Origin of the sequence: Shewanella mesophila (genome assembly GCF_019457515.1) — a bacterium.
GTDB lineage: Bacteria > Pseudomonadota > Gammaproteobacteria > Enterobacterales > Shewanellaceae > Shewanella > Shewanella mesophila.
Window position 1 is genome coordinate 917,150 of sequence record NZ_CP080421.1, and the last position, 21,157, is coordinate 938,306.

21 protein-coding genes are annotated in these 21,157 nt (G+C 43.5%); 8 read left to right on the top strand and 13 right to left on the bottom strand.

Translation table 11 applies throughout. The features are described 5' to 3' along the window. Nucleotides 1-110 precede the first annotated feature (110 nt). Both K0I73_RS04100 and K0I73_RS04105 read right to left on the bottom strand, forming a co-directional pair. Nucleotides 111-986 (bottom strand): DODA-type extradiol aromatic ring-opening family dioxygenase, encoded by an 876-nt coding sequence (locus K0I73_RS04100; RefSeq protein ID WP_350355292.1) that lies wholly within the window; start codon nucleotides 984-986, stop codon nucleotides 111-113. Between the two features lie 83 nt (nucleotides 987-1,069). Further along, complete coding sequence (locus K0I73_RS04105; RefSeq protein ID WP_220063259.1) at nucleotides 1,070-1,519, bottom strand: DoxX family protein; 450 nt, start codon at nucleotides 1,517-1,519, stop codon at nucleotides 1,070-1,072. 173 nt (nucleotides 1,520-1,692) lie between these two features. On the opposite strand from K0I73_RS04105, the gene K0I73_RS04110 reads away from it, so the two are divergent. Then, nucleotides 1,693-2,625, top strand: coding sequence for a LysR family transcriptional regulator (locus K0I73_RS04110; protein ID WP_220063260.1), 933 nt, complete (start codon nucleotides 1,693-1,695; stop codon nucleotides 2,623-2,625). Nucleotides 2,626-3,036: 411 nt separating this feature from the next. Continuing rightward, nucleotides 3,037-3,498 carry a hypothetical protein gene (locus K0I73_RS04115; protein ID WP_220063261.1) on the top strand — a complete coding sequence of 154 codons (462 nt, stop codon included), beginning with the start codon at nucleotides 3,037-3,039 and terminating at the stop codon, nucleotides 3,496-3,498. A 361-nt stretch (nucleotides 3,499-3,859) separates the two neighbouring features. Here the strand turns inward: K0I73_RS04115 and K0I73_RS04120 are convergent, their stop codons facing one another. The 3 genes from K0I73_RS04120 to K0I73_RS04130 form a co-directional block, all read right to left on the bottom strand. Then, entirely contained in the window at nucleotides 3,860-4,942 is a 1,083-nt protein-coding gene (locus K0I73_RS04120) for a hypothetical protein (protein WP_220063262.1), read from the bottom strand. Between the two features lie 474 nt (nucleotides 4,943-5,416). After that, a complete protein-coding gene (locus K0I73_RS04125) occupies nucleotides 5,417-5,977 on the bottom strand; it encodes a DUF2726 domain-containing protein (RefSeq protein ID WP_220063263.1) in 561 nt (186 codons plus the stop codon). 99 nt (nucleotides 5,978-6,076) lie between these two features. After that, nucleotides 6,077-6,511: a dCMP deaminase family protein gene (locus tag K0I73_RS04130; protein WP_220063264.1), complete on the bottom strand. Its 435-nt coding sequence runs from the start codon at nucleotides 6,509-6,511 to the stop codon at nucleotides 6,077-6,079. A gap of 298 nt (nucleotides 6,512-6,809) precedes the next feature. Between K0I73_RS04130 and K0I73_RS04135 the strand changes: the two genes are divergently transcribed. Further along, the gene (locus K0I73_RS04135; protein WP_220063265.1) at nucleotides 6,810-7,181 is read left to right on the top strand and encodes a TM2 domain-containing protein; all 372 of its coding nucleotides are present in this window, start codon (nucleotides 6,810-6,812) and stop codon (nucleotides 7,179-7,181) included. Here the strand turns inward: K0I73_RS04135 and K0I73_RS04140 are convergent. Next, nucleotides 7,178-8,203 (bottom strand): substrate-binding domain-containing protein, encoded by a 1,026-nt coding sequence (locus K0I73_RS04140; protein WP_220063266.1) that lies wholly within the window; start codon nucleotides 8,201-8,203, stop codon nucleotides 7,178-7,180. The genes K0I73_RS04135 and K0I73_RS04140 overlap by 4 nt on opposite strands. 210 nt (nucleotides 8,204-8,413) lie before the next feature. Between K0I73_RS04140 and K0I73_RS04145 the strand changes: the two genes are divergently transcribed. Further along, nucleotides 8,414-9,655, top strand: a complete 1,242-nt coding sequence (locus tag K0I73_RS04145) for a serine hydrolase domain-containing protein (protein ID WP_258405289.1) — start codon at nucleotides 8,414-8,416, stop codon at nucleotides 9,653-9,655. A 295-nt stretch (nucleotides 9,656-9,950) separates the two neighbouring features. Next, nucleotides 9,951-11,117, top strand: coding sequence for a ribosome small subunit-dependent GTPase A (rsgA, locus tag K0I73_RS04150; protein WP_220063267.1), 1,167 nt, complete (start codon nucleotides 9,951-9,953; stop codon nucleotides 11,115-11,117). A 118-nt stretch (nucleotides 11,118-11,235) separates the two neighbouring features. Here the strand turns inward: rsgA and K0I73_RS04155 are convergent, their stop codons facing one another. Both K0I73_RS04155 and K0I73_RS04160 read right to left on the bottom strand, forming a co-directional pair. After that, entirely contained in the window at nucleotides 11,236-11,481 is a 246-nt protein-coding gene (locus K0I73_RS04155) for a DUF3297 family protein (protein ID WP_220063268.1), read from the bottom strand. A 140-nt stretch (nucleotides 11,482-11,621) separates the two neighbouring features. Continuing rightward, nucleotides 11,622-12,284, bottom strand: coding sequence for a glutathione S-transferase (locus K0I73_RS04160; protein ID WP_220063269.1), 663 nt, complete (start codon nucleotides 12,282-12,284; stop codon nucleotides 11,622-11,624). 138 nt (nucleotides 12,285-12,422) lie between these two features. Between K0I73_RS04160 and K0I73_RS04165 the strand changes: the two genes are divergently transcribed. Further along, nucleotides 12,423-14,717, top strand: coding sequence for a peptidase U32 family protein (locus K0I73_RS04165; RefSeq protein ID WP_220063270.1), 2,295 nt, complete (start codon nucleotides 12,423-12,425; stop codon nucleotides 14,715-14,717). Between the two features lie 76 nt (nucleotides 14,718-14,793). Here the strand turns inward: K0I73_RS04165 and nqrM are convergent, their stop codons facing one another. Then, nucleotides 14,794-14,991, bottom strand: coding sequence for a (Na+)-NQR maturation NqrM (nqrM, locus tag K0I73_RS04170; protein ID WP_220063271.1), 198 nt, complete (start codon nucleotides 14,989-14,991; stop codon nucleotides 14,794-14,796). A gap of 83 nt (nucleotides 14,992-15,074) precedes the next feature. Next, a complete protein-coding gene (locus tag K0I73_RS04175) occupies nucleotides 15,075-15,350 on the bottom strand; it encodes a DUF134 domain-containing protein (protein ID WP_220063272.1) in 276 nt (91 codons plus the stop codon). A gap of 103 nt (nucleotides 15,351-15,453) precedes the next feature. Between K0I73_RS04175 and K0I73_RS04180 the strand changes: the two genes are divergently transcribed. Then, the gene (locus tag K0I73_RS04180) at nucleotides 15,454-15,960 is read left to right on the top strand and encodes a PaaI family thioesterase (protein ID WP_220063273.1); all 507 of its coding nucleotides are present in this window, start codon (nucleotides 15,454-15,456) and stop codon (nucleotides 15,958-15,960) included. A 93-nt stretch (nucleotides 15,961-16,053) separates the two neighbouring features. Next, nucleotides 16,054-16,437 (top strand): ribosome recycling factor family protein, encoded by a 384-nt coding sequence (locus tag K0I73_RS04185; protein ID WP_220063274.1) that lies wholly within the window; start codon nucleotides 16,054-16,056, stop codon nucleotides 16,435-16,437. Nucleotides 16,438-16,473: 36 nt separating this feature from the next. Here K0I73_RS04185 and K0I73_RS04190 read toward each other — a convergent pair whose 3' ends face one another. The 3 genes from K0I73_RS04190 to K0I73_RS04200 form a co-directional block, all read right to left on the bottom strand. Next, complete coding sequence (locus K0I73_RS04190) at nucleotides 16,474-17,733, bottom strand: PepSY-associated TM helix domain-containing protein (RefSeq protein ID WP_220063275.1); 1,260 nt, start codon at nucleotides 17,731-17,733, stop codon at nucleotides 16,474-16,476. 52 nt (nucleotides 17,734-17,785) lie between these two features. Further along, on the bottom strand, nucleotides 17,786-19,921 hold the full coding sequence (locus K0I73_RS04195) for a TonB-dependent siderophore receptor (protein ID WP_220063276.1): 2,136 nt from the start codon (nucleotides 19,919-19,921) through the stop codon (nucleotides 17,786-17,788). A gap of 195 nt (nucleotides 19,922-20,116) precedes the next feature. After that, entirely contained in the window at nucleotides 20,117-21,013 is an 897-nt protein-coding gene (locus K0I73_RS04200) for a substrate-binding periplasmic protein (RefSeq protein ID WP_220063277.1), read from the bottom strand. Nucleotides 21,014-21,157 lie beyond the last annotated feature (144 nt).

The following is a 21,157-nucleotide window of genomic DNA, read 5'->3' on the forward strand; positions in this document are numbered from 1 at the left end:
TTAGAGATTAAAAAGCGAACCTTTGGGTTCGCTTTTTTGTGGGTTGCTGGAAAATGTGTCGTTTCTGCATCCAGCTTTCATTGATGAGCAAAACCTCTGCTTAACAATCGCTAGCTTGGTGAACTTTCTGCTTGGCTGTGCCACACAAACGAGCTTGAGCGCTTGTTAAAAATGGTGACGTTTTGATGTTCATCACTGGCGCGACCAGCTAAACCGTAGCACACGTGAAGTGGCAACAGGTGCTCTTCGCGGGGCTGACAATAGCGGGCATGAGGGGCGCTAAGCCAGTCTACCATTGCTTGGGTTCGTGCCGCTTCGGTGAGCTGCTTATCGCTCAAGGTTGTCTGCAGCCAGTGTTCAAACTGGTGGTTTTTAACCTGGCGATCCTCGGTGTTCGGCGCAAAAAACTCTCGCATATTATGAAATGAAAACCCAGAACCTATCACTAATAAATTATCGTGATCTAGGGCCTGTAATGCTTTGCCTATGTTCAGGTGTTGCTGTGCATCTAAGGTGTTAACCAGTGACAGCTGAATAACCGGAATATCCGCCTCGGGATACATCAGCATTAACGGCACAAACATACCGTGATCATAGCCGCGCTGATAGTCTAATGTCGCCGTAATATTGGCACTTTGTAACGCCTTTTGTATTTTTTCTGCGAGTATCGGCTCTCCTGGACTTGGGTATTGCAACTGATAGCTCGCAGCGGGAAAGCCTGAATAATCGTAAATCATTTTAGGATTAGCGTTTGCGGTGATTGTCGCCACCGACTCTTCCCAATGAGCGCTAATCACTAAAATGGCGCTAGGGCGTGCTAGCTTGCTAGCCAAGGATTTTAGATAAACGACTAAATCGGCATGACTAGGGTCATCAAGCAGTGGCATAGGGCCACCACCGTGGGAAATAAAAGCGATGTTTAGGTTGTGCATCTTCTCTCCAAGCTCATGCTGGTAGGTCGTTGCGGGTTTGCCCTTGATTAACATGCTTACTTAACCTCAGCGATAGCCTTAGCCATTACATCAGTCATCGCGTTAACTATTATATTAGGCGCGTGACGTGATCTGTACTAGCGATTGAGCTTGTTAGCGATAAGCTTATCAAGGCTTAGCGAACCTGCACCTTGTACTACTATAGCAAGGAGCGCGATCAAGAGTGTTAACGCATATTCATAGCCGTTGTTTGACATAAATAGACCATTGCTAATATGTACGGTGAATATAGCAACTAGCATAGTAAAGGCTGCTACCGCTGCCGCAGGGCGAGTCACTAGACCTAACACCAAGGCTAAACCACCAAAGAACTCAGCGCTGCCAGCCAGTAATGCCATTAAATAACCCGGCGTCATGCCAATGCTCGCCATCCATTGTCCCGTTCCTTCTAAGCCGTAACCACCAAACCACGCAAATAGTTTCTGTGCGCCGTGAGCGGCTAGAATTAGGCCTATTGGTGCTCTGAGTATTAAGCCTGCAAGTCCAGCATTCGTTTCAAATAGTATGTTTAATCGTGATCTGTTCATACTTGTGCCCTTCATTAAATTGAGTTGATTCGGTTCCCATCTTGGGATGAACACACTTTACTATCAACATAATGCAGGAGTAAGATGGATTTTGTAGAATAATTATCAACATATTGTTTTTAATCGGCTAAGCGATGGGACTAAGTAATGGGACTAAGTAATGGGACTAAGTAATGGATAGAATTGACGCCATGCGCGCCTTTGTCTCGGTCGTGACCGAAGGCAGTTTCAGCAATGCAGCGACCGTAATGCAGCTATCACCGCAACTGGTGAGCAAATACGTGTCTAAATTAGAGGAGCGCCTCGATGTGCGACTACTACATCGCACCACTCGGAAAGTGAGTCTTACCGAAGCAGGTACACATTACTTTCAGCATGCGCAGCAGATCCTATTAAGTATCGATGAGATGGACTCTCAATTAGGCGGCCTGCAACAAAACCCCAAAGGTACCCTGAGGATAAGTGCGCCGGTATCATTTGCGTTAAAACATCTAAGCAAGTTGCTTGCTGAGTTCCAATTGCAGTACCCGCAAGTTAATGTCGATTTGCAGCTTAACGATCGCAAAGTCGATATTGTCGATGAAGGTTATGATATAGCACTGCGTATTGGGCGGCTTAAAAGCTCGTCACTTATTGCCAAACCCATAGCACCAATTCGATTAATGTTATGCGCCGCGCCGGCATACCTCAAAAGACATGGCGTTCCGCGCCGACCTGAAGATATACAGCATCACCGCTACTTGCATTACAGCTACATGGAAAAGGAGGGTAAAGACGAGATATCTCAGTGCATCAGGGCGAAAAACAGTGAATCTAGTGGTCAATTTCATTGTAATAATGGTGATGTGTTGGTGGGGGCTGCGATTGCAGGCGCGGGTATCGTGCTACAGCCTACTTTTATCGCAAGCGAGGCCATTAGTCGTGGTGAATTGGTGGAAATATTGCCTGAGTTTGCCCCTGAACCTATAGGTTTATATGCGGTATATGCCAACCGAAAACTACTGCCAAATAAAGTGAGATGTTTTATTGATTTTATCGATGGCTACTATGGCTCTCCGCCCTATTGGGACCAAGCGATTATGAGCACGCAGGCGCAAATGTCTTAAGGTAACGAGCAAACCATAAACAGACAAAGCCAATTTACACACTACATATAGATACTCAAATCGACTCACGGATATCTAACTGGCGCTGTTTTAGTTTTTGTTGATAATAAATTGTACTTATAAATCATAACTATTTCTTTGTCTGACTATCGGCAGTAACGCCATTACGCTGCTTGGGTTTCTCGCCAGCGACGCAATTATGTTGGTTTGGTTAGTTATCTAAAGCATTAAGAAAGCGACCATCTGGTTGCTTTTTTGTTGGGTGCTATCAATTGGTTGTGGTTGCATCTAGGGTGGTTAGCCAGCAAAATCTACACTATCACCAGCGTCATACATGGCTCGTTTTACTAAAAAGGCTTGAGCGCGCTAAATGCAAAAGGCTAAATGTAAAAGGCAAAGGAAAACAAAAGTATGCAGCAAGGATTTCCCATTACGGTAGCGGCCGATGGCCAATTTTCGAGTTCGCTTAACCCCTTGTTGACCCAGCTGGAGATGTGGATCAATTTTCAGGCATTAAAGGCGGATTGGTATAGTAATGAAGATTTCATCTTGTCTTTCGATTTTACCTTGGTTCGATCGCTAGCAGAGAAAGCCGAGCATTTGACGAGCGCACCAGCGGGCACACAGGCGGAAACACAGGTGAAGAATGAGAACGGTGAAGAAAGCGCTGCGGCCGATCTTGAAAAGCGTTGGAGAGTCGAATCGGGTTATGCCTACCAGTATGACTGCAGCAAGCTAACGACCACGGCTTTTATTGCAGTCGATGATCTGCTTGAGGACGGCGTTGGTATAGAGCAGGGGATAAAGGCGAGACTAGTTGCAGTGGCTAATAGTGTTGCACATCAGCATGGCCTCATTCCTTTATCTGAGTAATGGCTACTTAACCTCGATAATGCTTCGTTGAACCTCGGCTCTAGTCCTCATTGACACCAGTCAACTCCGGGCTAAAGCCTTCGATTCGCCTTGCCTTATCATCGGCAGTAACGCCATTATGCTGGTAGCTGACTTTACGTGAGGTTTAGCTGTCAAAAGCGAATGTTTTTGTTGCCTTATAATTTGAATATAAAATATTTGTCTGTTCAGGTTTGAAATTACTGTCTGAGTACAGCTATTGAATTAAGACACTGCGAAGCTAGTTAGCGTGAGTTAAAACGCCTATAAAAAAGCACGCTTTAAGTGCGTGCTTTCAAGTTTCAGTGCGGATAAATATTATTTATGCAAACCTTATCCGATTTTAAACCTTAGCAACAGGCTCTTTTATCACCCCAACAAACTGTGCTTTTTCAATTTTTTGATCGATATAGTTAGCGTTAAGTTTTATTTTAACTGGTCTCCCTGTTCTTAGTGCTTCAAATAGAACGTCCACCTCAGATTTTGCTCCCTCAATGTTAGTGGCTACTCGCAAAGGGAATTCTCCTGCGGGGCAGCTAACATTAAAAGTCATGAAGTCTTTATGACGCTTCATTCCCTGCATAATGCACTCTACCGTTAAAGGTTGACGGTCTCGAACTGGTCTAGGCTTTTTAGCTATTTCTTTAATTGCTTCTTTGTCTAGCACGGCACTCGCAATGGTAATTTGTTCTGCATCTTGTGCACTCCGAACAACAGCTCTATGCCCTGCGTTGAACTGAGCAGAAGCTGTCTTTATACGTGTTAAGGTTTCTTCGCTAGCCTCTTCAGTGATTTTCTGTTGCAAAGCGGCAACAGTTACCTTTTGAATTTGTTGATTTGCATCTTGCAGTGCTGCAATACTTTGCTTTTGTGTTTCTGCTGTTACCTTTTCCGACTCAACTTTTAATCTGGCCAGTTCAACATCCTTTTGAACTTTGACTTGCTCTGTTTGATTTGATTGATAGCTATCAAATGCAAAATAACCACCTGCGCCCAAAACTAACGTGATTAAAACAGCTGCTTTATCTCTACTATTCATACCGCTCATAATGTTACCTAAAGATCCCAATGCCTTATTGGCCCAATCGTCAATTGTAGAGTTACTATCCGTAGATCCCTCTTTAATCTCAAAAATAAGCTCTAGGTCTTGTTTTTCGGTTGCCGATAACTTGCGTAAGTCTGCTACCCCATATTTTATCAAAGCAAAGGCAAGGTAAACATCATTTTGGAACTGTACAAAACCTTCCATTACAGATGTCGGTAAGCTGCTGTGGTAACGTTTACCTTTAATATTTAGCTCTATTTTTGGCCAATTTTTAAATTTAACATTAGCTGGGAAGTCCAGCTTTCCTTCAAGAACAGCCATCGAGAAGTCAATAAATTTTTGCTGGCTTGAAATCTCAAATAGCTCAGTAACACTTGTCATATATAGCTTTGCCTTTAGTTTTGTTATTGTTTTCTTGTTAATTAAATGGTTTGTACTGACTGACCAAGTTTAAATCTAGTAAAGCTCTGCCAACTATTAATTTGTCTGAAACGCTTTAAAGCGATCTAAGGGGGAGGGCTTTAGGGATTGAGTCGCTGTATGCTGGGCTTGTGTTGATAAGCGCTGGGCGGTGTGACTCGTGAGCTAATGCTTCTTCCTTGATTCTTGTTGCTATACACAACTCGCATTCCGTTCGTTGTATCGACATTAACTTGTTTTTAACATCATTTCCAATGCTTACGTCAAACTTTTACTGAAATTTTCTCATTAAAAATGGCTTGTATCGCTTCTCTCTTTTCACTCCTCACTCGTTCTTGTGAGTTTGCCTGTTCTCTAAAATGTTAGCCTTTTAAAGGCTATCCCCGGTAATCCGCCCGAATTCAACTCCGAAGTGTCGACATCTATTTAAGAACACTAACTTTCTCGGCTAGCGGTTATAAATGGGATCGCTTCTACTTCGGGTTGTGGACTTATTGTCTGGATTCGGGATTGAATGTCATTGCGAACTGTTTCGATGTGATAACTACGTTTAGCGTCGAATCGAAGGAGAGGAAGGTCAGCGGTTTGGCAGGCGTCTTCGACCAGTTGGTCGCGTTGTTGTGTTTTGGTCTGCTTGTGGCTCTTGTCATCGAGTTCTATGGCTGCGACTACAGCTAGGGTTTGTTTGTCGCACAGTACGTAGTCGAAGTGTTTGCTGCTGATTTTATTAAAAGCAATTTGCCAATGTTTTCGGGTCATGCCCTTTTCTGGCGTAAGTACATCGGCGATGCGAACCTTGCCAAGTATTCGATACTGGTCACCTACGGCTTGGTCGAGTATGCCAAGGAAGGAGCGTTCTGCTGCGGTGAATAACACTTTTTGTTTGCGGTAGTTGTAACTGTCGTCCCTCGAAGGCTTGATCAGTAGCGTAAGCAATCGGAGGAAAAAGATCGCGACTAATGCAATGATTAATGGGTATAGGGTACTTAGCGTCATAAAACTTCCTTGTGTTTTAAGTCCGTGGCTTGGCAACTAAAGTGAGCCAGCGTAAACGACTGATCGGTTTACTCTGTCTTACTGCATAATGTTGTTTAGTTAATCTACCTGCATCCAATCTACCTCAACGCCAGCTTGCTCAAACATCTCTTGGCTAACTTTAATCTTATCGCCCCAGCGTGACAGGAAGTCTTCGCTGGGTTGTGGGCTGTGTACGGCGCGCAGTCCTGTTTGGATGATTTTGGCGGCGCAGTTAGGGCAGGGGAAGTGGGTCACCCAGATCTCGCAGCTGCTGAGGTCGCGCTTGGCGTGGAGAATGGCGTTCTCTTCGGCGTGCAGAGTTTTAAGCAGTTTCATCTCGCGGTTGTCGGTTTCGGCGCTATCAGATATGCCGTGGGGGTAGCCGTTAAAACCTAATGAGACGATGCGATTGTTTTCGGTGATCACTGCGCCCACTTGGGTGGAGGGATCTTTACTCCAAGATGCTACGAGCTCGGCCATCTGTAAAAAACGTATTGCCCATTTTGTCATCATTCCGTTGGCGCTCCTATGCTATTTGATGCAATTCATCTAGGCGCTATTTTCTATGGAGAACAATGATAAAGCAACCTTCAATTAGCGCCGTGATGGCGTGTCTCGCTTCCCCCATCTCTTGCTTCATGTTTGTGTCTTTTTTACGCGGCTTTATTTTAGTTTTGTGAACTACACACCTATATTTCAGCGAACACTTGTACGCATAATGTATGGCTCAGTATTTGGTCAAAGTTATGGTTAACGTATTTGAGCCGCTTTTTGATTATCGTTTTACTTGTATATGACACAGGAGTTAGCAATGCCCACCAATTACGGCCCATTTTCGCAATATATCGACGTGCAATGTTCGCAGTGCAGGCAGAAGATAGGGCTTAATGTTGCCATCTGCCCGCAATGTCATGCTGGCCAAGGCTTAGAAGCACTTGCAGGTATCGACCCGAACGTAAAAATTAAAAACCAAACCCTCACCATTTGGTTTGGTCTGCTATTTGGTGTGTTCGGCTTACACCAGTTCTATTTAGGGCATTACGTAAGAGGCAGTTTGTACTTAGTATTTTGTTGGACCTTAGTGCCTATGATTGTTGGCTGGGTTGATGCGATGAGAACTCTGACCATGAGTTCGTTTAAGTTTAACCAGCGTTATTGCCGCCGTTTGGCCCATTATCACTAATCGCTAGCAGGTTCTGGTGTGGCAATCTTGACACAGGAGTCATAGTTATCAGGAGTGCAAAACCTGATTGGAGTGTAGATTATTTCGTCATAATCTTGCTTGGTGACAATTTTATGCAGGGTCAAAATGGCTTGTCTTCCCATTTCATAAGGGTTTTGACCAATATTGATATGTGCAAGACGATCTTGCAGCATGGATAATTGTGAAGGAGAGGCGTCTGAGATAATAATCACCACTTCATTGTTATCAATTTTACTTTGGTAGGGGACAATCATTTCGCGGTAGAGTGCTTCATTATTTTGTGCCCAACCACCGACGGCAATAAAGGAGTCTGCTTTTACTGGCTTACCTTTCATCACCGACTCCATCTGTTTCACCGCTTGGCCCAGTTGGTCGAAATTTAAAAAAGGCTCTCTCACTTCAGTCCAACCTCGATCGTTGTTGAGCAACTCTCCTGGAGGCGCTGGGTATACTTTTCCCGATAACGCGGACCGCACGCCCATGAGTCTTAAATTCAAATTAGGAGAATCGGGTCGTCCTGTCTGCATGATGAGGGTTCCCCCATTGGGGCGGAGTTTTTTGAGTTGTTCACCTAATGCCTTACCAAGTTCAAAGTTGTCGGTACCTATATAGGCTAGTCGTAAATCTTCAGGTTTTTCTTTAATGGAATCATCGAAATCAGAGTCATAGGTAATCACTGGGATCCCAGCTTCTTTGGCTCTTCTTATGCTGTTTTCTGCAAGAAATTTGGATTGGGTAATGGCGACAGCGATCCCGTCTATCCCTTCATCGATCAGTTGGTTTATCAATTGATTTTGTACTCTTACATTGGCAACGTCAGGGCCACGATAGATACACTCTACACCGTCTATTTGCGCGGCTGTGTTTTTACAACCAATTTCGCTTTGATCAAAAAAAACACTGTAATATTTGGGAACAACGGCAAATCTAAGTTCTTTTCCGCTAACAGGTAATATTGGCAATAGACTAAATACGATTAAGGTTATGAGTAATCTCGCCACACTTCCTCCAAGAAATTATGAGCCTATTATTAAAGCTTTTAATTTTACATTTTCACAACTAAATGTAGCAAAGACATTGCTTTAAAGATATGGACTCAAATAGGTATTGATAACTTATTTGTAACTTATTGGTAACCGGAATAATTGCTCGATATCTTGAGGTATGCTTATACTAAGGCGTTCTGTTTTCCATGGAGTTAGGAGGCTATTTTGATTCAGTTATCTCGTGCAGGTATAGGGTTGTCGGGTTCGCATATTATGCGGCTGTTAGGTTATGGGATGCTTACAGGCATAACTATGGGCTTTGTCATGGCATGCAATTCAGATGCAGACACGGCTGCGCTTAATCCTATCGATAAGGCTCAAATGCAAGCTACAGTAGAGCAGCTGGCAAACGAGATGCTGGTTCCCGGCGCCGTTGTCATTTTGCGGACCCCGAGTGGTGAGTTTACTAGTACTTATGGCGTCTCAAGTTACGCTGGTTCTGAGCCAACTAGCCTGACACAGCATATACGTGTGGGTTCAAACACTAAGACTTGGGTTGGCACAGTGATTTTACAGCTGGTGCAAGAGAAAGCGCTTAAACTTGATGATCCTGTGTCTCTGTATTTGTCTGGTGTGCCAAATGGAGAGCAAATTACTATCGCTCATTTGCTGACAATGCGCAGTGGTTTGCACAACTACACTACAACCTTAGAGCTGAACCAGACACTCGACGAGCAGCCGACTAAAGCCTGGACTCAAGACGAGTTATTGGCGTTGAGTTACCAATATCCACTGGACTTCCTACCTGGCACTGAATTTGGCTATTCAAATACCAACACTGTGCTTCTTGGGCTTGTTGCCGAGCAACTCGATGGCAAACCTTTAGCCGTTATCATGCAAGATAGGCTGTTTGTTCCCCTTGGGCTGCAACACACCCTACTGCCTGATATTCACTCGAACGCAATTCCCTCGCCCTTTTCTCGGGGGTATATGTACGGCAATAATGTGCTGACAATGGATCCGCCGTATATGTTACCGGAGGAGATGCAGACCGAGGCCCGAGCTGGTGTTCTCGCGCCTATCGAGCAAACCCATGCTAATCCATCTTGGGGCTGGGCGGCTGGTGCGGGTATTTCTACCGCCAACGACCTTGTTATTTGGGTGCAAGCCTTGGTGAATGGCGATCTGCTGGATGCCGATTTACAGCAGCAACGATTAAACAGTGTGGTGGCGATAGACTCGAGTAACCCTAATAGCGCTTCCTATGGCTTAGGTATCGCTAAGTTCGGTCAACTTTACGGTCATACAGGTGAGCTTCCTGGGTATAACACCTTTATGGGTCATGATCCTGATAATGAGGTGACCTTAGTCGTGTGGACTAACCTCGCGCCCACCATCGACGGACGCGATCCTGCCACGGCCATAGCTGCTAGCTTGATTAATATGCTTTATAAGCCATCGAACTAATGGGTGAGCCAGAACGCTGGCTCATTAGCTAATTTGCTGATAAATTAGTCGCTGCTTAGCCAGCATGTTCGTTGGCGATGACCTTTTATGACTCTTATTACTATGATGAGGAGAATTTGATGATTGTTGCTTCCCTTTACTGGGCAACATACGCACGATAATCCACTTTGACGTATTGTCGCTAGACAATGCTGTGTGGTGCATATTGCCCGGTAGTTGATTGTATTTATACCGGGAACTTAGCTAAATAAGTATCCCCGAATTTTATATTCAGGCGCTTTGCGCTGGGGTTATTATGACAAAATTCAATCGTTTCGCGGTCATTCGCGCAACTCAAACATCGACAAGCTCAAATTCGAGCATAGATCCAAAGCCAAACACTCATTTAGATACTCCTTTAAACACAGTAGCGGCTGACGCTGCTGTATCTGGGTTATCTCTTAGTCAGCTTGGTTGGAATCGTTACTTTCAAACACAGTTGGCTAACATCGACATTGATAATGTCACCCTAGCCCGGGTGGTGTCGCATCATCGCCAACACTACGAACTGCTCTCACCCAATGGCTCGCATAAGTTGGCGACTCATGGACAGCTCCCTGCTATGACCGTGGGCGATTGGGTTGTACTCGATGATAAACTGCACTTTGTTCATCTACTTGAACGCCAATCTTTATTTAGTCGAAAAGCTCCCGGTAATAAGCTTGACCAGCAGTTGATTGCCGCTAATTTGGATTGGGTTTTCATTGTATCGTCAGCCAATCAAGACTTTAACTTAAGCCGAATTGAGCGTTATTTGGCTTTGGTTAATGAAGCCGGGGTTACACCCGTTGTGGTATTAACTAAACAAGATCTATGCGATGACATTGACGTATATATTACTCAGCTGAGGCAACTTGATGGGCGATTGTTAATTGAGTCGGTTAATGGCCTCGATGGAGAAAGTGTTGAGATACTTAATCGGTATGCAGCAAACGGCAAAACGGTGGCATTAATCGGCTCATCTGGGGTAGGTAAATCTACCTTGGTCAATAGCTTATTAGCGCAGCAGCAACAGTTAACATCGAGTATCCGAGAAGATGATGCTAAAGGTCGCCACACGACAACGGGGCGTTCACTGCATTTTACTCGTGCTGGCGGCTTGCTTATCGATACGCCGGGTATGCGAGAGTTGCAATTGGCCGATTGCGAAGAGGGAGTTAAACATACCTTTAACGACATTGTTGAATTAGCGCATCAGTGTCGCTTTGTCGATTGCCAGCATTTGCAAGAACCTGGTTGTGCTGTTAAGCAAGCGATTGAGAGGGGAGAGCTCAATTTGCGACGTTTGCAAAGTTATCAAAAGCTACTTAGAGAGCAAGCGCTTAATGGTGCAAGCATTGCACAGAAACGCGCTCAAGGAAAAAGTTTTACTAAGCTGATTCGACGGGTTCAAGGTGACGCTCGGTTTAATAAGCGCTGCTAATACTTTGTCACTGTGCAGATATTAACGACATAGTGATAAGTAAATCGTGATAAATAGTTAAAAAATGAAAAAGCCAGCGGTTAATCACTGCTGGCTTTTGCGTTGGCGCTTAATCGTATTAACGATAGAAAGCTTCAACTGTACCTTTTCGGGTCATTAACAGTGGCTGTCCACGACGGTCTAACGATTTTGTTGGGATTTTTACCCAACCTTCGCTGATGCAATACTCTTCTACATCAAAACGCTCTTTGCCATTAAGGCGAATGCCGATGTCATGTTCAAAAATGGCAGCTACGTGATGTGGGCTACGTGGATTAACGGAAAGGCGATCCGGTAAGGCTGGTTGCGATGTAGTGTCGTTCATAATCGTTGTCTGTTAATGAATAAAACGTGCGCTATTGTAGGCAAAACTGCGCTTAGGCTCAAGAAATTAAGATGGCTCGCGGATCTTAATTTGAGTTAATCGATGGGGATATTATGGGTGGGTCTTTTGGCTATTCCTTCTCAAGCGCCGAATCGCAGATCGGCACGATTTTGTAGCCACAATTCATGCTTTGTCATTACTTTGCTGAACATCTTGCTTTGCAGGTAGTTGTTGAGCCACTGGCGAACATGGGGATAAGGAGCTTGCAGATACCATTGGCGCTCGACGCGGGCAAACTGGCGGATAAAAGGCAGCAAGGCGATATCGGCAAGGCTCTCTCTGTCGGCCATCAGGTATTGATGTTGGCTTAACCGTTGCTCCAGTTGAGCGATATAGACTTCGCAGGCTTCACGGCATTCGATGATATTGGTTTCGCTGTAGCGTTTAGCGCATTTGTAATTTTCTAAGCAGCCTTTGAACTCGCTATCAAACAGATAGATTAGGGTTTGCATCTTATCGAGCATCTCTTCATCGCCCATGAACAGCAGATCGTCTGGATCGCCCATGCTAAGTGCCCACAACATCACTTCATAACTTTCCTCTATTACTGTGCCATTTGGGGTGACTAGCACCGGGACGGTACCTTTGGGCGATACGGTCAACATTTCAGCGGGTTTATCGCTTAATACTATGTCCCGTAGCAATACTGGCTGCTGAGATTTATAAATTGCGATTCGAGCGCGCATGGCAAAGGGACAATTTCTTAGGGAATAGATGATTGGTAACTCATTCTTTTTATTCATTTTTAAAAACTATTCCTTGGTGAGTTACTTAACTGTTTACTAATGCTCAATCTTATACTGAGTGATATTAACCATATTAATCGGCAAAATATACGGGTACCATTCTCCCTTTTCCGTTAACAGAGACCCGTTAAAGTGATGAAACCCAAGATTGAATTATTAGCCCCTGGTGGTGATGTTGAAGCGATAAAAGCCGCCATTATTGCAGGTGCTGATGCAGTGTATTGCGGCTTAGATACGTTTAACGCCCGTAATCGCGCCGCTAATATTTCATTCGATCAACTTGTGGGGATCATCAGACTTGCCCATCAATATGATTGCCAAATTTTCTTAACCCTTAATATTGTCATCTTAGAGCAAGAGTTTAAAACCTTATTTAAGCTTCTGAATAAGCTGGTTAATACCACTCTAGATGGCGTGATTGTGCAAGATATGGGCTTACTGTATGTGCTGCGTAACTACTTTCCGACCCTTGATATTCATGCATCGACTCAGTTGACTACTCACAATGCGGGGCAAATTCCGTTCTTAAAAAGCCTCGGCGTGAGTCGGGTGAACTTATCTCGTGAGCTTAATTTGCGAGAGATCACGGCGCTCGCCAAAGTAGGACAAGAGCATGACACCTTACTCGAAGTGTTTGTGCATGGTTCTCTGTGTGTGGCATTTTCGGGTCTTTGCTATTCAACTTCAGCGAGCGCGGGTAACTCAGGTAATCGTGGACGTTGCAGCCAAGCGTGCCGTGAAGAGTATGAAACGACCGAATCGGGTCATAATTTCCCATTGAATATCAAAGATAATTCGGCATTTTTCGACTTGCCAGCATTGATTGAAGCGGGAGTCTATTCCTTTAAAGTAGAAGGTCGCATTAAAGGTGCTAGCTACGTCCATACTGTGATCGATAGTTTCCGTAAGCAGATTGATGGTTATGTTGAAACTGGCGAGCTGACACAAGATGGCGAGCGCTTATATAAGGTCTTTAACCGCGACTTTACCAATGCATTTTTACGCGGTGACTTAAACCAGTCGATGTTTATCGATAATCCCCGTGACAACTCTAAAAATCACATTGTCGATAAACTCAAAGCCGAAAAAGGCGAGTCGATCTCTGTGGTACAAATTCACGATGCTAAGCAGCAGTTGCAATTAGACAAGCAAGAGATTAATGCGTCGGTGGATGAGAAGATTGCTCACCTGAGTATCGACAAAATCAAGCTCAGCCTGTGCTTTGCGAGTGAGCAAGGCGAACCGCTGCGCTTAACCGTTGTCACCGAGCAAAGTGATAGCTTGTTGCCTGGACAGACGGCGAATACTCAAACTCAAGTATTTACCTCGGCTAGCTTAATGTTACCGAGTGAGGAGTTAAGCGTTGACAAAGAAGCGATTGAAAAACGCTTTAGAAATATCAACAACGCTAACTATGAGTTAGCCCTGCTCGATACCGAGCTGGTCAAAGATGGCTTAAGCATTCCATTTCGTGAGATCACCACCCTAAAGAATGAGCTGCTTGCTTACTTAAATGAGGGCAATGCGGTGATTGCTGAGGTGCAGCCGCCTAAACTTGCGCATCATCCTAAAGCCGATGGACAGCAGCCAGCGCTGTCGATGCTGATCTGTGATGAGGCGGACGTTGCGCTAGCCGATGTAACCGATGGCGATATCTACTTTAAGCTGCCCGATGCTTACAAGCGTGGCTGCACTAAATATGTCGATTTCTTGCAGCAAAACCCACGGCTCATTCCTTGGTTTCCACCTGTGTTAATCGGTAAAGATTTCGATGTTGCACTGAATATTTTACAGCAGGTTAAGCCTGAGCTGATTGTTACCAACAACACAGGTATTGCTTATCATGCCGGGCAACTTGGAGTTAAATGGATTGCTGGGCCATTTTTAAATACCACTAACTCTTATGCTTTGCTGGCACTCAAGCAAGGGGCTGGATGCAGCGGTGCCTTTATTTCAAACGAGATAAACAGACAGCAGATTAAGCAGATCGCTAGACCGAACAACTTCAAGATGTTCTATAGCATTTATCACCCGATCTTGTTGATGGCCAGTCGTCAGTGTTTCTTCCAGCAGAGCGTGGGCTGTGAAAAGCCGCGTATCGATAATGGCTGTATGTTGTCGTGCGATAAGTCGACCAGTATTAAAAACCTCAAAGGTGACTCTTTTGCCATCGATAAGCAAAAAGCGGGTTACCCGAGTATTTACAACCAAGATCAGTTTTTAAATACGGACATTATTGATCTGAGCGACATGTTTGATGGCTTTATGATAGATCTGACCAATATTGGTGCGGGTGACAGACAGTCTCCTGATAAAATTGAGTTAATTAAACAGTTCGAAGCCCTGCTTAATGGCCAAAGCGAAGCCAGCGTTAAGCTGTCGAGCCTAGTACCTGAGTCAACACACCTGCAATATCAAAACGGGCTGTAAATTTTGCTAGTGCAGCAAGCCTTACAATAAGGCTTGCTGCACCAATTAGTGTGGTTATTTTATGCAACGACTAGCATTATTTTTGAGTAGGTTCTTGGATCTGATATAGCTTTTGATGTTCGTCGCAAGTGACTTCACAATCACAGCTTTTTTCTATACCGACATTTGCCAGTCCTGCGCAACTCCCTTGAATACGTTTCCGACCGAAAAACACACCTATTGCCATTGCGGCTGTCACTAGCAAAAACAGGAAAAACGTAATAATAAATTCCATGATCTTCTCCGCTATGAGTTGTTCAACTTTTAATTTTTAACTTTTAATATTTAATGGGTTGTTTGGTGCTGCTTAGGTGGGTTTCAGCGTAAAACGAGCGCTTCGCCATTGACTAACGCTGAGGTTATTTTCTTTCGTGCGGCTTTTAATATGTTGGCAAATGTTTGCCTTGAGATCTGCATCTGTAGCGCTGCATCTTGCTGAGATAATCCCTCTATGTCGACAAGACGCACGGCTTCAAATTCATCATTTTCAATCTTGACTTTTGTAAGCTCTGAAGCGGGCATTCCGTTGGGTTTAAAAAGGCTGAACTTTGGCCAATGGTCGGGGCAAATATGACGTTTTATTTTTGGTCTCATTCTACTTCAAGGTAAATATTCAAATGTGTGTAGATGTGATATTCTAAATCACTTATTGGCATATGCCAATTATTAAATTTATCTAATGCACTTGAGAAAGAAGATGAGTTATAACCAAAAACTGGAAAAAGAGCTGCTATTAAATCGCTTAAATTTAGTCCTGCCTGACGTGCAGCTTGATGACCTAGGTGCTGTGGATAAGAGGTTTAGTCATCAAAATTGTATGTTGTGTGGTACGCAAGCGCTGCTGGGGTTGAATCTCCACTTCTACAGTACACCAGATCAACTGGTGTGGGCTCGCGCTAGAGGGACGATTCACCAACAAGGTTATCAAGGTATTTTGCATGGTGGATTTCTATCTTCATTACTCGATAGCGGCATGTGTCAGGCTCTTTTTCAGCAAAATATTGAAGCGGTTACCGCGGATATGAATATTCGTTATCTACATGAAGTCCCGGTAGATAGTCAGATTTTAATTAAAGGTAAGATCATTTCTGCTCGTGCCCCTTTGTATAAAGTCGAAGGTGAGCTTTATGTGCAGGGCAAGCTAATGGTTAAAAGCACGGCGCGTTTTATGAAAAAAGGTTTCGGTAAAAAGGCTGCCTGTTAATATCCAAACATCTTGTAGCTTATTCGCGGCATGATGTCGCTAGCGTGCCGGCCACGGCTTGAGTTTTTGATTGTGGCCTGAAACAATGATTCCATGAATGAACCTATCACTATAATGCTGCCTTCTCTTATCCATCGGATCGGCCGTGAAAACGTCACGCAAGCCCAGACGCTGGCTAAGTCATATGGATGCCAACTTAAACGTGTTCGTCGTTCCAGAAATTGGCAGATCTGTGGAGGCGCGATTGATATCCAATCTTTTACTAAACAGTTAGTTAATTTTGAAGGTTTTCGCTACCTAATCCAAAAAATTGAAATGGCATTACTGCAACATTCAGACAAATTAGAATCTATCGATGCCAAATTGATTCGACTCATTGATAATAACCCAAGCATCACTTTGGCCGAGCTGATGGAACTAACTCAATGCACTATTACCGAAGCTAGGTTAGCTCGTTTTCAAATCGACTCTTGGTAGCAAATATCCTTAGTTATTGCTACTCGCGAAGAAATATCAGACGCAGAATATTTGTTGTAAAACGAGTGAGCTACATATTCCAAGTAAAATGATGCTTGGCCACTTTAGCCAGTGGCTTTCTATCCACATCCTTTTTACACTATGCAAAGTGCCTTCTATACGTAAAGCGCCAGATTGTTTTAAACGCAGTAGATAGAGATAGACTCCTGTCAGACTGAGACTCGTCAGCGCAAGGCCAAAAACAAACCAAACATAGCTGATGACCCAGCTATAGAATGAACCAAAGTGTAGCGGATCTGCGGCTTCCGATATTCTAAAATGCCAGTTTAATGATTCAGCTTGGAGGCCAGCAATAAAGCGACCCGATTGGGCATCAAATACTTGTTTATTGGCGCGATCTCTAACTAACCAAGCTTGCTCTTGTCCTTCAATTTCTATTAAGCCTTCAGGGGCAATAAAGCGTACTTTATTAATAATAAATTGAGGAGACTTATCTGTTACTTGTTGCAGTGCAGAAGACAAGCTTGTCAGTGATATGCTATTTTTTTGTATATCTTGAACTTGCTGAACCGTTGACGTTAATTGGCTTTTTATTTTTGGATAGTTTGCCGCTCCGCCCCATTGTTCAATTAAGTACCACAGCCCAGTGACTGAAATGACGACCATAAACCATATGCTCCATAATCCGACTAATTTATGAAGCTCGGACCAGAATCGACGTTTGTGAGCCGCTAATTTTCGAGGTTTTTCTCCCCAAACAGACTTAGGGACGCGTTTTATCCGTTCAAATGAAAAGAAGTATTTCCACCAGTGTCGATAGGCATAAAGCGCTGTTATTAATAAGAACAACAGTAGTAATGCGAAAATACCCACTAAAGTGACTCCGACTTTGATGGGCAGCATAAAGGTGCGATGTATCTGGCGAAAGAATTGTTGCCAATTAAACCATGCAGCCTGACCTTTTATTTCATGAGTGATGCCATCAAGGTAAAGTCTAAATCGTTGATTCTCTGTGTTGCGAACAACGACTTCGACGTTATGCCAAGGTCTTTTAGGGCGTTCAATACTGCTGATTTGTAAGTTTGGATAACGGCTTTGGGCCGATGCCAATAGTGCAGGCCAATCAAGATCATCTTGTGGGGATATCATCTGCTTGGCTCGGACCGCTGAATTGGTTAGCCAATCAATATCGGTAGAAATTGTGGCAAAAGTACCTGTTAGTAAGATAAAAGAAAGCAGCAGGCTTAGGTGAAAGCCTGCCCAATGGTGCAGCGTAAACCAGGTTTGTTGTTTCATTTTATTTAACCAGAGTTTGCCCTACGAACATAAAGTAAACTCCAGCATCCAATTAAAATTGATAAGTTAACTGCGCAATAACTTCACGAGGGCTTCCTGGGAAATGGCCATTGCGCTCACTAAACCCGCTCACAGCGTATTCTTCATCGAAGAGATTATTCACATTCACGCTGACGAGAATATCATCCCAGCTGGTGGTCCAACTCATATCAAATACGGTGAATGGCTGGACTTTTTGACCGGATAAACTGAGTTGTTCACTGACATAGTTTGCACCAAAAGCGATAGACGAATCGATTTCAGATATCGCATAACGTGTCCATAAGCCTGCTTGATGTCTAGGAGCATTTGCAAACCTATCACCATCTCCAAAGGTGTTGGTGATAGAGTCTCCGGTAACGCCTTTAATCACTTGGGTGTCGTTATAGGCGTAGTTGGCTGTGATCGTCCAGTTATCGGTAATATCGCCGACGGTGGTGGCTTCAAAACCATTGCTTTCGACTTCGCCTATGTTTAGCAATGCGGCAATACCATCCCCAGTTCCAGTATCATTAGGATTTGACATCACTACATTTTGTTTGTTGATTCGGTAAATGGCGAAGGTGCTCATGATTTTGCCGTCAAGCCATTGGTTTTTTAATCCAATTTCAATCTGTTTTGCTGTCTCTGGTTGTAAGCTTGCGTTACCAATTACATCTTCTTGGTCTGTCGATGATACAGGATTGAAACTCTCGGAATAGTTGGCATAAATCGACATATCTTCTGTAGGTTGATAGGTCACCGCAAATCTAGGTGTCACGTCGCTGTCGGAATAACTGTAGTTAGTCTCTTGGTTATATTCTTTGAAATGGTCGTATCTAAAGCCTGCAATGACAAGCCAGTTTTCGGTTAATTTAATGACGTCTTGTAAGTAGATACCGTAGCGGTCAGAATCTATGCCATCTCTATTTTGGTTTTTTAAGTTGTACTTGCTAGGGTCTGTTTCTCCGTAGTTAAGGTCGAAAATGTTAAGGTTCGCAACGCCATCGGCCTGATATTTAGCGAGAAAATAGTCGTACTTAGTATTTACTGTGTGGTAGTCACCACCAAATAGCAATTGGTGTTTCACTACTCCACTCTCTATTTCGTAAACAAAATCTGTGGTCAGGCTCGTTTCTTCATTTGCTCGGTATTGTTTACGATATTCTCTACGAATCGTTTTGTCGTCGATGTTAGCTATGCCGTCACCATTTACATCTACCCAGCTACGGGACTCATGGTAGGCTTGGTCGCGTTCGTTATCTAAATATCGAAGCGTTGAATTTACAGACAGATTATCAGTAAAGTAATGGCTTAACTGTGCCTGCAGTACCAGAGCTTTCATGTTCTGGTAGTCACTTTTTTCATTAGCATTGTAAGAGGACGGTACAATAAAATTACCGTCATCATCTACTGGCACACCACGCAAGCGATTACCGCCTAAGTCTTGTTTAATGTAATCTACAGTGGTGGTTATTTTAGTGTCGTCACTTAAGTCAAAGGTTAATCCACCGACAATTTCGGTGTTTTCTGCATCAGCGTTGTTTCTGAAGCTATCTTGTTCTTCGTAGAATCCGCCCAGTCGATAGGCAATATTTTCCGATAGGCCGCCAGTCATATCTAATGATGCGCCACGAGTGTCGAAATTACCTGCGGTGACTTTCAATTGATGCATTTCGTTGTAGCTTGGCTTTTTAGTTACATAGTTGATCATGCCCCCGGGTTCACCGCCACCATATAGTGCGGAAGCGGGGCCTTTTAATACTTCTACTCTTGCGACATTAAAGAGTTGTGGGACACCAAATCCAGAGTAAGGGTCACCTCTGACGCCATCGTAGAAAACGTTGCCATCATCGCGAAAGCCACGGAATGTCACACCGGAATAACTAAATTCACTAACTCCTGCAATTGAGCGGTATAGATCAGTAATATTTCTAGCGGCTTGATCAATAATGAGCTGTTCAGTTAATACCTGTGCAGATTGCGGTAATTCCAATAAGTCTAAATCTGTTTTTGTTCCAATTTTACTTTGAGTTTCTAGATAGAACTGCTGCGCTCGTCCCGTCACTTCAATCGTTTCCATTTCAGTCGTTTGTTGTGAGATGACGGCGCCAGAAACAAGGCTGCTTGAAACGGAAAGACAATATATCAAGTATTTCTTAGTAAACATTAATGATTTCCAAGGACTACAATTCGAGATTTTGCGAATGTTAACTATTATCATTTGTGTTTGCAATTGTTGCGTGAAGAAATCGTAGATTTAGTCAGGAATGGATTGGACGTGGAGAGCGTTATAATTGGTTAATGTTGCTGTTTTTAAGAGGTTTATGAGGTCGGAATTTAAGATTACGTTTTTTGAGTTGAGTTATTTTACATAACTATTAGAACCATGCCCTGTAATGTTAATTGCACCGTCTAAGCCAGTTGAGGGGATTATTTCTTTGCATGGTTTGAGAGTCTTAGCCACGGATATTTGTTGCCATTTATTGACCACCCGAGCTAAGGCTCCATGATTGGAAAGAGTTGAGATGGCTTGATCTATCTCTTCTAATAGCTCGGAATGATGTGCTTTTTTGCTGATCATAAAATGGATTTTATTACTGTCAACGATAAGTGCTAAAGGCGTGATCGCGACATCTTCCGAGTGATTTGCTACGTAAGGTAAAGAGATAGCATCACCAATTAAAATATCCCCTCTGCCATAGGCTAGCATTTGTACAGATTGAACGGTTGTTGGGCTAATCACTAATAGATTTTGACGTATTAATTCAGCTTTAGACTTGAGGTAGTCTTTTCCGTACCAACCATAAGAGGGGGCTAAGAGGGTGAGTTTTTTATTGAAAATATCCTGCCATTGATTAATGGTTATTTCGGAGGCTTTATCTGCAGTGACAAATAGTCTTATCTCTTCATCACGGTAGGACTTGGAAAAATAGGCGTACTCGTTTCTATCTTTGGTATAGCTGGCACCCATCAGCATATCTAACGAGCCTACTTTTAACATCTGGTGAGCCCTTTTTACCGGCATCTTTATAAAATCTACTTCACATCCAAGATTCGCCGCGATTAGCGTTAGCATATCCACATCAAGACCTACTGCATTATCTGATGTATCAATCCAAGAATAAGGAGCCCAATCATTAAATCCGACTTTAATTGGTTCAGCGCAAAGTGTTACCGTCTCTTTGCCCCAAGTAAGATTGGGGAATAGGCAAAATATTACCGTTAGTGCTGTTAATTTTTGCAATGTGACAAACATCATTTATCACTCTCATGCTCATTACGGTCTGTTTATTTGATGAGGTTAGCCATCGTTGAAATCTAACGGCCTAAATTCATGGTTGATGTTGCTGCTTATCAGGTTAATCCTAGTATTGCATCGACATCTTCGCCAGTTCAAGACTTG